At 67.3% G+C, this 13,330-nt stretch carries 11 protein-coding genes; 5 read left to right on the top strand and 6 right to left on the bottom strand.

The features are described 5' to 3' along the window. The first annotated feature begins 85 nt into the window (after positions 1-85). The 3 genes from A3CW_RS0118710 to A3CW_RS0118700 all read left to right on the top strand — a co-directional run bounded on the left by A3CW_RS0118710 (position 86) and on the right by A3CW_RS0118700 (position 3,800). Positions 86-349 (top strand): type B 50S ribosomal protein L31, encoded by a 264-nt coding sequence (locus A3CW_RS0118710; RefSeq protein ID WP_028204933.1) that lies wholly within the window; start codon positions 86-88, stop codon positions 347-349. 321 nt (positions 350-670) lie between these two features. Continuing rightward, the gene (locus A3CW_RS0118705; protein ID WP_028204932.1) at positions 671-2,425 is read left to right on the top strand and encodes an ArnT family glycosyltransferase; all 1,755 of its coding nucleotides are present in this window, start codon (positions 671-673) and stop codon (positions 2,423-2,425) included. 7 nt (positions 2,426-2,432) lie between these two features. Then, entirely contained in the window at positions 2,433-3,800 is a 1,368-nt protein-coding gene (locus tag A3CW_RS0118700) for an MATE family efflux transporter (protein ID WP_028204931.1), read from the top strand. A gap of 44 nt (positions 3,801-3,844) precedes the next feature. Here A3CW_RS0118700 and lipA read toward each other — a convergent pair whose 3' ends face one another. The 6 genes from lipA to A3CW_RS0118670 form a co-directional block, all read right to left on the bottom strand. After that, a complete protein-coding gene (gene lipA / locus A3CW_RS0118695; protein ID WP_028204930.1) occupies positions 3,845-4,843 on the bottom strand; it encodes a lipoyl synthase in 999 nt (332 codons plus the stop codon). A 2-nt stretch (positions 4,844-4,845) separates the two neighbouring features. Beyond that, a complete protein-coding gene (locus tag A3CW_RS0118690; protein ID WP_028204929.1) occupies positions 4,846-5,967 on the bottom strand; it encodes an acetoin dehydrogenase dihydrolipoyllysine-residue acetyltransferase subunit in 1,122 nt (373 codons plus the stop codon). A gap of 4 nt (positions 5,968-5,971) precedes the next feature. Further along, complete coding sequence (locus A3CW_RS0118685; RefSeq protein WP_028204928.1) at positions 5,972-6,976, bottom strand: alpha-ketoacid dehydrogenase subunit beta; 1,005 nt, start codon at positions 6,974-6,976, stop codon at positions 5,972-5,974. Positions 6,977-7,022: 46 nt separating this feature from the next. Further along, complete coding sequence (locus A3CW_RS0118680) at positions 7,023-8,000, bottom strand: thiamine pyrophosphate-dependent dehydrogenase E1 component subunit alpha (protein ID WP_028204927.1); 978 nt, start codon at positions 7,998-8,000, stop codon at positions 7,023-7,025. 68 nt (positions 8,001-8,068) lie between these two features. Then, positions 8,069-8,845, bottom strand: coding sequence for an SDR family NAD(P)-dependent oxidoreductase (locus A3CW_RS0118675; protein ID WP_028204926.1), 777 nt, complete (start codon positions 8,843-8,845; stop codon positions 8,069-8,071). 49 nt (positions 8,846-8,894) lie between these two features. Then, positions 8,895-9,962, bottom strand: coding sequence for an ATP-NAD kinase family protein (locus tag A3CW_RS0118670; protein ID WP_028204925.1), 1,068 nt, complete (start codon positions 9,960-9,962; stop codon positions 8,895-8,897). A gap of 477 nt (positions 9,963-10,439) precedes the next feature. Here A3CW_RS0118670 and A3CW_RS0118665 point away from each other — a divergent pair, with 477 nt between their 5' ends. After that, positions 10,440-12,449, top strand: coding sequence for a sigma-54-dependent Fis family transcriptional regulator (locus A3CW_RS0118665; RefSeq protein ID WP_028204924.1), 2,010 nt, complete (start codon positions 10,440-10,442; stop codon positions 12,447-12,449). Positions 12,450-12,667: 218 nt separating this feature from the next. After that, positions 12,668-13,258, top strand: a complete 591-nt coding sequence (locus A3CW_RS0118660; protein WP_028204923.1) for a ComEA family DNA-binding protein — start codon at positions 12,668-12,670, stop codon at positions 13,256-13,258. The last annotated feature ends 72 nt before the right edge of the window (positions 13,259-13,330 follow it).

Genomic DNA, 13,330 nt, shown 5'->3' with positions numbered 1-13,330 from the left:
TTTGGTAAGTGGCTCGCGCGAGCAAAGTCGGCAACATGGTGTTGCAGGCACGCGGGTTGGCTACCGCCAGATTTAAGGAATAACCATGAAAGAAGGCATTCACCCGAACTACCGCGAAGTCCTGTTCATCGACGTTTCGAACGACTTCAGGTTCGTGACCCGCTCGACCATCCAGACGCGCGAAACCGCCGAATTCAACGGCAAGACCTACCCGCTCGCCAAGATCGAAGTGTCGTCGGAATCGCATCCGTTCTACACGGGCACGCAAAAGATCATGGACACGGCAGGCCGTGTCGAGAAGTTCAACAAGAAGTTCGGCGCACGCGCCTCGGGCAAGGCCGGCAAGTAAGCACCTCGCCGCGCCGGCTTCTGGCCGGTCCCGCATTGAACGTGCACAAAAAGGGCAGCATACGCTGCCCTTTTTTGTTGCCTGCGCCACCGTTGCGCCGTCCGGGCGGCGAGGCGGGTGCGACTTACCGTCCCTTTTCGGATGTTTCCGTGGATTAACCCGCGGCTAACGCCGTGACGCGCGGTCGCCGGCCCGGCTAGAATGCCGGATTGCTCCGCGGCGCACTGCCGGGTGTCCCGTCTGTCGCGCATGCCCGCTTGACCTCCGTGTGTGAGCCACCCGCTCGAACACGCCCGGTTTATCCGTCTCCCTTCGTACTGCATGAAGCCAGCCATTCGACTGACCGCCTCCGCCACCAGCGCCCTGCCGCGCTGGCTGTTGCTGACCATCTGTATCGTCTTCGCGGCGTTCGGCCTCTTTGGCCGCGACCCGTGGAAGAACGAGGATGCGGCTGGCTTCGGCGTGATGTGGACGATGGCGGGCGGCACCTCGCACGACTGGCTGCTGCCCAATCTCGTCGGCAAGTACGTGACCGAAAACGGTCCGCTCGGCTACTGGCTGGGCGCCGCCTGCATCCGTGTCTTCGCGCCGTGGGTCGACGCCAGCAACGCGTCGCGCATCGCCACGGGCGTGCTGTTCTGTCTCGCATGCGCGTTCGTCTGGTACAGCGCGTATCTGCTCGGCCGCCGCCCCGAAGTGCAGCCGTTCAAGTACGCATTCGGCGGCGAACCCGAGCCGCGCGACTACGGCCGCACCCTCGGCGACGGCGCCCTGCTCGTTCTGCTGGGCTGCTTCGGCCTCGCCGAGCGCGGCCACGAAACCACGCCGCAGCTCATGCAGTTCGTGGGCATCGCCATGCTGCTGTACGGCGTCGTGCGCGCCATCGACAAGCCGGTCCAGGGCGCCCTCTGGTGGGGCCTCGCGCTCGGCATCGTGATGCTGTCGAGCGGCCCCGTGCTCGTCGGCGCGCTCCTCATCGGCACGCTCGCCATGCTCGCCATCGCCCCCGAAACGCGCTCGCGCTGGCTGCTCGTAGCGGGCCTGCCCGTGGCGCTCGTGGTCTCGGCCTCATGGCCGCTGCTGGCGCTGCACCTGTATCCCGACGACGCCGTCTGGTTCCTCAACCAGTGGGCGCACACCAACGTCAACGCTTTCGCCGGCCCGCCTGGCTACGTGCTGCGCTACGCCGCCAAGAACCTGCCGCTCTTCACCTGGCCCGCGTGGCCACTCGCGATCTGGGCCTTCGTGAGCTGGGCCGGACTGCGCCGCAAGCCGCACATCGCGATTCCGCTGTCGGTGATCGTGCCGCTGCTCATCCTCGTGGTCGTGCAGAGCCACGAATCGAACCGGCTCTTCATGCTCGTGCTGCCCGCGCTGGCGGTGCTCGCGACGTTCGCGCTGCCCACGCTCAAGCGCGGCGCGATCAACGCGATCGACTGGTTCGCGGTGCTGAGTTTCACGATTCTCAGCACCTTCGTGTGGCTCGTGTGGCTCGCGGGCATGACCGGTTTCCCGGCGCCGCTCGCGCGCAACCTCGCGCGCCTCGCGCCCGGTTTCGTACCGCAGTTCAAGATTCTTTCGTTCGTGTGCGCGATGGCCGTCACCGTATGCTGGATGGTGCTCGTGCGCTGGCGCGTGGCGCGCCATCCGAAGGTGCTGTGGCGCAGCGTCGTACTCTCGAGCGGCGGCACCACGCTCATGTGGGTGCTGCTCATGACGCTGTGGCTGCCGGTCGTCAACTACAGCCGGACCTACAAGGACGTGGCCGAGCAGATCGCCGCGCACCTGCCCGCCGACTATCAGTGCATCTCGCCCGTGCGCCTCGGCGACGCGCAGATCGCCACCTTCGCGTACTTCGGCAGGATGCACTTTGCGTTCAACGAGGACTGCGACGTGATCCTGCGCCAGGACACGCAGGACTACGGCGAGCCCAGTTCGATGCCGGACTACGTATGGAAGCTCGTGTGGGAAGGCCGCCGCGCCGCCGACCGCGACGAGCGCTTCCGCCTGTACGTGCGCATCGACCGTCCGACGCCGCCGCTCAAGAAACATGTCTGGCGCAAGCGTCCGGACTGAGGCCGCGGTGACGACGACGTTCGCGGGCGACGTCCGGCGCATCGCCGCGCTCGCGTGGCCGGTGCTGATCGGGCAGCTCGCGATCATCGCGTTCGGCGTGATCGACACCGCGATGGTCGGCCGCTACTCGGCGCTCGATCTCGCCGCGCTCGGACTGGGTTCGTCGATCTACATTTCGGTGTATATCGCCCTCACGGGCATTCTCAGCGCGCTGCAGCCCGTTGCGGCGCAGCTCTATGGCGCGCGCAAGGACACGGAAATCGGCCTCGAAGTGCGCCAGGCGTTCTGGCTCGCGCTCGTGCTGATGATGATCGGCTTCGCGATCCTCTACTTTCCCGGCCCGCTGCTCGACCTCGCGCACGCGCCCGAGGCGCTGCGCGAGCGCACCGTCGGCTATCTGCGGCTGCTATCGTTCGGGCTGCCCGCGGCACTGGCCTTTCGCATCTACAGCTCGCTCGCCAATGCCGTGGGGCGCCCGCGCCTCGTGATGTTCCTGCAGGTCGGCGCGCTCGTGCTCAAGGTGCCGCTCAACACGTGGCTCATCTTCGGCGGTCTCGGCGTGCCGGCGCTCGGCGGCCCGGGCTGCGCGCTCGCAAGCACCTCGATCAACTGGGCGCTCGCCTTGTGCGCGGCCGTCGCGCTCACGCGTGTGGACGTGTTCGCGCCGTTCGAAATCTTCAGGCACTTCTGCTGGCCCGAGTGGAAACGCCAGGCCGAACTGCTCAAGCTCGGCATTCCAATGGGGCTTTCGTACCTCATCGAAGTGACGTCGTACACGTTCATGGCGATCTTCATCGCACGGATGAGCACGACCACGCTCGCCGGACATCAGATCGCCGGCAACATCGGTGCCGTGCTCTACATGACGCCGCTTTCGATCGGCGTGGCAACCTCGACGCTCGTCGCCCAGGCGCTGGGCGGCAATCGCCCGGCCGAAGCGCGCACGCTCGCGCGGCACGGCGTGGCGACAGCCGTGGCAATTGCCTGCTGCTACGGCGCGATTGTGTTCGTGCTGCGGCCGCTCATCATCGGCGGCTATACGCCGGACCCTGCCGTGGCGGTCGCGGCCATGCCGCTCGTCGCCATCGTCACCTGCTATCACGTGTTCGACGCCCTGCAGATCACCACGGCCTTCGCGTTACGCGCCTACAAGGTCGCGGTCGTGCCGACCATCATCTATGCGCTCGCGCTCTGGGGCGTGGGGCTGGGCGGCGGCTACGCGCTCGGCTTCGACGTGACCGGCACGATGCCCGCCTGGGCGACGGGCGCGCGCGGGTTCTGGCTCGCCAACATGGCGAGCCTCCTGATTGCCGGTGCTGGGCTCCTGTTTTATCTCTCACGGGTGAGCACGCGGTTTGCGCGGGAAAGTGCCTAGCCCGTTGGCAACGGAGACGTTAGGCGGTTAGTTGCAAACGCAGATCACCCCGCATCGGCCTGCCGCGCCGCCTCCACGGTCTGCGCCGCGTGATACGACGAGCGGACCAGCGGCCCGGCCACGACTTCGCTAAATCCCATTGCCAGCCCCGCCGCGTGCAACGCGGCGAATGCGTCGGGATGCATGTAGCGCTTCACCGGCAGATGAAACCGCGACGGCGCGAGATATTGCCCGATCGTCAGCACTTCTACGCGATGCTCGCGCAAGTCGCGCATCGTCGCGAGCAACTCCTCATCGGTTTCGCCCAGACCCACCATCAGCCCCGACTTCGTGACGAGCGCGCCGTTGGCCGCTTTCGCGCGCGCAAGCAGGTCGAGCGAGCCGCGATAGTCCGCGCCCGGCCGCGCCGCGCGATACAGCGAGGGCACGGTCTCGATGTTGTGATTGAACACGTCGGGCCATGCGTGCGAAAGCGCCTCGAGCGCGCGCGCGATACGGCCGCGGAAGTCGGGCGTCAGCACCTCGACGCCGATCCCCGGCACGCGCTCGCGCACCTGCGCGATGCAACGCGCGAAGTGCGTCGCGCCGCCGTCGCGCAAGTCGTCGCGATCGACCGAGGTGATGACGACGTGACGCAAGCCCAGCGCCGCGACCGCTGCCGCAAGGTGCGCGGGCTCGTCCTCGTCGAGCGGCGCGGGGCGCCCGTGAGCGACATCGCAGAACGGACAGCGTCGCGTGCAAAGGCCGCCCATGATCATGAAGGTCGCGGTGCGCTGGGCAAAGCATTCGCCGATGTTCGGGCACATCGCTTCTTCGCACACCGAATGAAGCCGATGCTCGCGCAGTACAGCCGCCACGCCCGCTACGGTCTCGCTCATGAGCGGACGCGCGCGCAGCCAGGGCGGCTTCGGCAAGACCGCGTCGGCGCCGGTTGGCGGCACGATCTTCACCGGAATGCGCGCGAGCTTCTCGCGGCTGCGCAGGCCTTCCTGACCCAGCGCCGTACTCGACGAATGGGGCGTTCGGGACGTGGCGGCCTCCATGCTCAGGCTCCTTCGTCGAAAAAGGCCTTGAGCAGGCGATTGACCTCCTGCGCCGCCTCCATCTGCACCATGTGCCCCTTGCCCGCAATCACCTCCACGCGCACCTGCGACGGCAACCCCTGCGCATGGCGCGCCGGAATGATCTGGTCAGCTTCGCCCCAGATCACGAGCGCGCGCGGCGCGAGCGATGCTACACGCTCGCGGAACACGCGCCGCTGCGCGCCGGCTTCGAACGCCTGCCCCGCGATCTTGCCGAGCGCGGCCTGCACGCCTTCGAGCCGCTTGTACTTCACGAGGTCCTCGACGAGCTGGCGCGTGACCAGCGCGGGATCGGCGAACAGCTTCGTCACGTGCGGCTTGAGCGCATTGCGATTGCCCGCCGCGACGAAGCCCTCGATATATGCTCCATCGATCTCGCTGCCAAGCCCCGCACTCGAGATCAGCGCAAGGGAAGCCACGCGCCCGGGCGCCTGTTCGGCCACCGCCATGGCCACCGCACCGCCCAGCGAGTGCCCGACGAGATGCGCACGGTCGATCTTCTGCGCGTCGAGGAACGCGATCACGCTTTGCGCAAGCTCGTCGAGGCTGCCGCTCTCGAGCGCCTTGCCCGACTCGCCGTGACCCGGCAGATCGAGCGCCCAGACGGTGCGCTCTGCCGCGAGATCAGTGTGGTTGAAGAGCCAGTTGTTGAGATCGCCGCCGAAGCCGTGGATCAGCACGACAGGCACGCCCTCGCCTTCGCCCTGCTTCAGGTAGCGCACGGTCCTGCCGCCAATCTGCGACTTTTCCGGCTGCGGTCCCGCGTCGGCGTCGCCCGCCTGCGCAGGCACGAAGTCGCGCTGAAACTCGGCCACCGCGGCATCGATATCCGCGTCGGCCGCTTCGGCATCGGCGACCACGCCCAACAGCGCGCCCACCGGCAGCGTGTCGCCCTCCTGCGCGATCTGCCGCCGCAACACGCCCTCGAACGCGCACTCCACGCCCGACGCGATCTTGTCGGACTCCACGTCGAGCAACTCATCGCCCTTGGTGACCTTGTCGCCGGGCGACTTGAGCCAGTCATTCACCTGGCCCTGCTCCATCGACAGGCCCCATTTGGGCATCGTGATCATGTGAATCGGCATGACTTCAGCTCCTTGCTGCGCGTGCGGCTTCGGCGATCTTCTCCGCCGACGGGATGTAGAGGTCTTCGAGCGATGCCGCGAACGGCACCGGCGTATGCGGTGCGGTGACCATGCCGACCGGGGCCTTCAGTTCCTTGAACGCCTTCTGGCCAACGAGTGCGGCAATATCGGTCGCGATCGAACAGCGCGGATTGGCTTCGTCCACGACCACGACCCGGCCCGTGCGGCGCGCGCTTTCGAGGATCGTTTCCTCGTCGAGCGGCGAGGTCGTGCGCAGGTCGATCACGTCCGCCTCGATGCCGTCTTTCGCGAGCTTCTGCGCCGCATCGAGCGCGTAGTGCACCATGCGTCCATACGTGACGATCGTGACGTCGTCGCCATCGCGCACGATGTTGGCCTCGCCGAACGGAATCGAATAGGATTCCTCCGGAACGTCGCCTTCCATCGTGTAGAGCAGCTTGTGCTCGCAGAAGATCACGGGGTCGTTGTCGCGAATCGCCTCGATCATGAGGCCCTTGGCGTCATAGGGCGTGGCCGGGCACACGACCTTCAGCCCCGGAATATGCGTGAAGAGCGAGGTGAGCATCTGCGAGTGCTGCGCGGCCGCGCGCAAGCCTGCGCCGTACATGGTGCGAATCACGACCGGCGTGACCGCCTTGCCGCCGAACATGTAGCGGAACTTCGCCGCCTGGTTGAAGATCTGGTCGAAGCACACGCCCATGAAATCGATGAACATCAGCTCCGCGACCGGCCGCATGCCGCACGCCGCGGCGCCCACTGCCGTGCCGATAAAGCCGCCTTCCGAGAGCGGCGTATCGAGCACGCGCCCGGGGAACTTGCCGTAAAGGCCCTTCGTCACGCCGAGCACGCCGCCCCACGCGTCCTGCTCGCCAGGCGCGCCCGCGCCGCCCGCGTTGTCCTCGCCCATCACGATCACGCTCTCGTCGCGGCCCATTTCCTGGGCAAGCGCTTCGTTGATAGCCTGCGAATAGGTGATTTTCCGTGCCATTTCCGTCTCCTTGATCTGGAATCCTGATGACCTGAGTGCGCAGCGCTTAAGGGTACGACACGTACACGTCCGTGAGCAGCGCCTCGGCCGGCGGCAGCGGCGCGGCCTTGGCCTGCGTCACGGCATCGTCGATCAGCTGCATCACTTCGGCGTCCACCTTGCGCAGATCGTCGCTGCTCGCGAGTTCGGCGCGCACCACGCGCTCCTCGAAGCGCTTCAGACAGTCCTTTTCTTCGCGCAGCTTCTGCACCTCGCCAGGGGCGCGGTAGGTTTGCGCGTCGCCTTCGAAGTGGCCGAAATAGCGCGAGAGTTTCATCTCCACGAGCGTCGGGCCACCGCCGCTGCGTGCGCGTGCAATGGCTTCGCCCAGCGCCTCGTGCACGGCGAAAAAGTCGAAGCCGTCGACGATCACGCCCGGCATGCCGAAGCCGTTCGCGCGGTCGGCGATGTTGTCGGCCGCGACCGACCATGTGGACGACGTCGCCTCGGCGTAGCCGTTGTTTTCCGCGACGAAGATCACCGGCAAGCGCCACACGGAGGCGAGATTCATCGACTCGAAGATCACCCCCTGGTTCGACGCGCCGTCACCGAAGAAGCACACGCCCACGCCGCCCGTCTTCTTCTGTTTGGCGGCGAGCGCGGCCCCACACGTAAGCGGACCACCCGCGCCCACGATGCCGTTCGCGCCCAGCATGCCTTTCGACAGGTCGGCGATATGCATCGAGCCGCCCTTGCCACGGCACGAACCCGTGGCCCGGCCATAGATCTCGGCCATCATCTCGCGCACGTCCACGCCCTTGGCGATGCAGTGGCCGTGGCCGCGGTGCGTGGTGGCGACGTAGTCGGCATCGCTCAGATGGCTCATCGTGCCGACCGCGGAGGCCTCCTCGCCCGCGTACAGGTGCACGAAACCCGGTATATCGCCGGTCGCGAACTCGACGTGCAACCGTTCCTCGAACTCGCGAATCGTGCGCATCGAGCGATACGCGGTGAGCAACTGCTCCTTGTTCAACTGAACTGACATGGTTGTCTCCTGGGTGTATGACGCTGTACCGCTCTGGATAAAGCCCGCTGCGGGGAATGCCACTGCTCCTAATGAAAAGTGAAGCCGCCGTCGACGTTCACCGACTGGCCCGTGACGTTGTCCATCGTCGCGAAGAACAGGGCGAGCCGCCCCATGTCCTCAGGCGTTTGCGCGCGCCCCTGCGGGATCAGCGTGAGTTGATGGCGCTGCCAGGACTCTTCGACGCTCTCGCCTTCGGTCTTCCATTCGTCGGAGAGCCGGTCCCACATATACGTGCGCACGATGCCAGGGCAAATCGCATTCACGGTGATGCCCTCGCGCGCGACTTCCTTGGCGAGCGCGTTGGTGAAGCCGACCACCGCGAATTTCGAGGCGCTGTAGTGCGCGAGATTCGGGAACCCTTCCTTGCCCGCGATCGACGCGACGTTGATGATCCGCCCGCGCTTTTGCGTACGGAAATGCGGCAATGCGGCCTTGCAGCCGAGGAACACGCCTTTCGCGTTGACGCCCATTACGAAGTCCCAGTCCCGCTCCGTTAATTCGGATACCGGACTAATGGAAATCACACCGGCGCAGTTCACGAGAATATCGAGGCCACCGAATTCCGAGAGCGCCTGCGAGACCATCCCTTCGAGCTGGACGGCCTGGGTGACGTCGACCTTGGCGAAGGCGGCGCGTCTGCCCAGAGCCCGTATCTCATCCGCAGTCGCGGCAAGTGGTGCTTCGAGCAGATCCGCGAGCAGCACGTCCGCGCCGGCCTGCGCGAGCGTGAGCGCAATGCCGCGGCCGATGCCGCGCGCGCCGCCGGTCACGATCGCGACCTGGCCTTTCAAGGGTGTGTCCATGCCAATGTCTCCTTGTTTCGGTTAAGCGTGGAGGAAGCAAGCCAGATCGCTACGCGCGCGCGGCGGCCTCGCGCAACAACTGATGCGACGCCGCGTAACGCAGCGTGCGCGCGACATCGACCGTCAGCGGACCGTGCCAGTCGAGCGTCACTTCATAGCGGTCGCCGCGCGCCGGTTCGATCTCTCTCTCGCCGTCGAACGCGAGCGTGCCGTGGTCCGCTTCGAGCGGCAGCGCCACGCCGACTTCGAGGCGCTGGCAGGTGCGCATCGTCAGACGCTCGACCCGGCCCGGCGCGATCGGCGCGAGCAACGGCACGCCCGCGCCGCTGCCCTCAGGCGCGCCCGCCTGAGCGAACGTCATATGCAGGCCGTGTGCCGCGTCGCGCCCGACCGGCGCCCATGCCCCGCCGATCGACGAGAGACCGATACCGTCGGGCGGCGCAAAGGTCAGAAAAAGTGATTCGATATCCGAACTTTCCGAAATCGCACGCGCACCGATGAACGGCTGACGCGCCACACAAATGTCGACCAGCGCGATTTCCTCGCGCCCGCGCGACGGCCCTTCTACGCAGCGCGCGACGAGCCGCTTGTTGCGCGAGAGCGCCGACTCGGCCGGCACCGCGCCGGTCGCGACGAGCGCGCCAGCGAGGCCCGCCACGGTGGCCTCGCGCAGTTCGGGAAAGGCGTTGTTGGTGCCGGTAGAGAGCGCGAGCAGCGGCGTCGCGCAGCAATGCGCCGCGACGGCGCGATGGGTGCCGTCGCCGCCCAGCACCGCGATCAGCGCCACCTCCTCGCGCACCATGTGAGCGACGCCGGCGTGCGTATCGGCAACACTTTCGCTCACCGGCAGATCGACGAACACGACCTCGGGCCAGGGCTCGTGCGCAGCAATGGCCGCGTGCGTCTCGATCGCGCGCAGGAGCAGCGCGGCCACGCCGGTGTTGTCGCGCAAGGTGAGCACGCGCGCCACGCCGAGCGCGCCCAGGCCTGCGAGCAGGCGCACGACCATGTTCGCCTTCTCGGCCGTGGGAAAGACGGATGCATGGGAAGTGAGACGGCGGATGTCGCGACCCGATGCGGGGTTCGCGATCACGCCTACGGTCACGGGCGTCGTCACGGGTCTTGTCTCCTGTTGGCGTCGCACCGTAAATGGCCGTGCGCCGCTTTTGCCAGCAGACTCTGCAAGCGTCATGCCAATGACGTCGACGAAGCGTCGCGTCCGCGCAGAAGGCCGCGTGGCGGGGTTGCGCGGCAAATGCACGCCGTGGCGCCGGCACGCTCTGCGTCGCGCGCGGCGTCTCACCCGTCGTCTCGCATGAGCGACGCACCGGTCGCACGGTCAGCCGTCCGCATGAAGGAAAACGCGCACAGCCCCGCGTGGCCTGCCTGAGCGGCGACTGAACGCTCCCATCCGCCGCACCGAAATGCGAGACACGAGCCGCTGAGACGTTCGTCTCAGCCGTCTCGCATGCTGCGCTGCGGTGTGATCGCGCGCAAAGGATGTGCTACAAAAGACTCCCGCCGAACGCTTTCCGGTCCGACGTAACCCGACGTTATCCCGACGCTCACCGCGCGCCACCGTCTGGAATCGCTCATGCCCTACGCCCTTGCGTCTACCCGGCACGCCGAGCGCGTGCGTGGCGCCGTCGAAGGCCGGCTGCCCGCGCCGTCCGATTCGCCGCGCCTCGTCTCGTCGTGGCAGCGCTCGTTCGAGCGCTATCAGCTGGACCCCGGTTCCGTGATCGGCCCGCGCGTGCTGAGCGCCGCCGAGCTGCGCGAGATCCGCGATCGCGAGGAGTCCTTTCTGCGCGCCTCGGGCCAATGCCTCACGCGGCTGCACGACATGGTGCGCGAAGCCGATTACTGCGTGATGCTGACCGACGCGCACGGCGTGACCATCGACTACCGCCTCGACCGCGAGCGCCGCAACGACTTCAAGCACGCGGGGCTCTATATCGGCTCGTGCTGGTCCGAGAGCGAGGAAGGCACCTGCGGCATCGCGAACGTGCTCACCGATCTCGCGCCCATCACGGTGCACAAGACCGACCATTTCCGAGCCGCGTTCACCACGCTCACGTGCAGCGCCGCGCCGATCTTCGCGCCGGGCGGCGAGCTGATCGGCGTACTCGATGCTTCAGCCGTGCAGTCGCCCGACAATCGCGAGAGCCAGCGCATCGTCAACCAGCTCGTGCGTCAGAGCGCCACGCTGATCGAAGACGGCTATTTCCTGCATCGTCTCGCGTCGTGCTGGATACTCTTCGGTCACCAGAATCGCAATTACGTGGAAGCGCAGCCCGAGTTGCTGATCGCCTTCGACGAGAACGGCAACGTGGTCGCCGCGAACCGGCGCGCGCGCGAATGCATGCCGTGCCTGGACGGCCCGCGTCATATCGACGAGATCTTCGATTCGTCGCACGTGCAGTTGCGCGACATCGGGCGCATCGAAACCATCGCGGCGCTGCGCCTGCGCGCGAACGGCTCGATGCTGTATGCGCGCATTCGCGCGCCGCTCGGGGCGAACGGTTACGGCGGACACAGCGTACGGAGCGGCCACAGCGGCGGCAGCGCGGCGCATGGCGCCATGCCGCTGCGGCGCGACGCCGCCGACGCGCACGGATACGATCGCAGCGCGCTCGGCCCCTTCCTGCGCAGCGCCGACGCGCGCGTGGCCGAAAACGCGCGCATCGCGCAGCGTGTGGCGGGCAAGCGCCTGCCGATCCTGCTGCTCGGCGAAACCGGCGCCGGCAAGGAAGTATTCGCACGCGCCATTCACGACGCCAGCGCGCGACGCAATCGCCCGTTCATCGCAGTGAATTGCGGGGCGCTGCCCGAGTCGCTGATCGAGAGCGAACTGTTCGGCTATGCGCCGGGCGCGTTCACGGGCGCGCGCCGCCACGGCGCGCGCGGCAAGATCGCAATGGCCGACGGCGGCACGCTCTTTCTCGACGAGATCGGCGACATGCCGCTCGCGCTGCAGACCCGCCTGTTACGCGTGCTGGCCGAGGGCGAAGTCCTGCCGCTCGGGTGCGAAACGCCGGTGCGCGTCGACATCGACGTAGTCTGCGCAACGCACCGGGACCTCGCGCAGATGGCCAGCGCGGGTGCATTCCGCGACGATCTCTACTATCGCTTGAGCGGCGCGGTGCTCACGCTGCCGCCGCTGCGCGAGCGGCGCGACATCGCGATGCTCATCGACACGGTCTTCGCGGAAGAAGCGCAGGCCGCTGGCCGCCCGCTCGCGCTCGACGCCACGCTCGCGGTGCGGCTCGCGGCGTTCGCGTGGCCCGGCAACCTGCGGCAGCTGCGCAATGCGATGCGCTACGCATGCGCCGTATGCGACACCGTGCTGGTCGAAGCGCGGCACCTGAGCGCCGACCTCGCGGCGCGCCTGCCGGAACTCGCTGCGCCCGCTGCGTCCGGCCGCCCAGCCGGCATTCCGCCAACGTCGCCGCTCTCCGACGAAGACGAGCGCGCACGCATCGTCGCGGCGCTCACGGCGCACCGCTGGCGTCCAAACGCCGCCGCGCAGGCGCTAGGCATCTCGCGCGCGACGCTCTACCGGCGCATGGCGAAGCTCGCCATCGTCGGGCCTCATCGCGTTTGAGCCGGATTGCGCCGACAACCCCGCGTTTCGCGTCGCCAGATTGCACAGAAGTATTAAATATTGTGCGGCGCGATTTACTTGCCACACATCGACCGGTATAAATCGAGCGCTCGCGATCCACGGATATGCCATCTGGCCTATTCTTGTACCGCAGCCCCCTCCGCTGGATGCGTCGTCCGTTCCCGGCTAACTGAAATGCCCTCAATGGAGTGATTGCCATGCTCAAGAAGCTGCTGATGCTGTTCCTCGCCATCGGCCTGTCGCTGTCCGCCGTGCTCGCCGCAGCCGTGGAAGTGAACACCGCCGACGAAACCGCGCTCGAATCGGTCAAGGGCATCGGCCCCGTCCACGCCAAGGCGATCATCGACGAACGCACGAAGAACGGCCCGTTCAAGGACGCCGACGACCTCGCGAGCCGCGTCAAGGGCATTGGCCCGAAGTCGGTGCAAAACCTCGAGGCGGCAGGGCTCACGATCAACGGCTCCTCGGCGCCGCCGGCGGGCAAGACGGCTAGCGCGAAGAGCGGCAAGAGCGCCGCTGCCACGAGCGCCGCGCCCGCTGCGACCACGGCCAATCCGATGACGGCGCAGACGCCGGCGGCCGCGACCACGGCGCAAGCCGCCTCGGAGACGGCCGCGGGCAAGTCGAAGCACAAGAGCAAGAAGGACAAGGCAGCCGCGGCTGCAAGCGCGCCCGAAGCGGGCTCCGCTGCGGCTGCGCCGGCCACCGCATCCGATACGAAGGCGAAAAAGCCCAGGAAGTCGAAGAAGGACAAGGCCGCTTCCGCCGCGGCCGCTTCCGGCGCCTGATTGCCGCCATCGTCCGGCGCGCGCAAGCCGGGCACCGGACCTCGAAAACGCGGCGCCGCCTTCGCGTGCGCC

The organism is Paraburkholderia nodosa DSM 21604 (assembly GCF_000519185.1).
Lineage (GTDB): Bacteria > Pseudomonadota > Gammaproteobacteria > Burkholderiales > Burkholderiaceae > Paraburkholderia > Paraburkholderia nodosa.
Note: the sequence above shows the minus strand (reverse complement) of the source record. Positions and strands in the feature narration are given on the sequence as shown.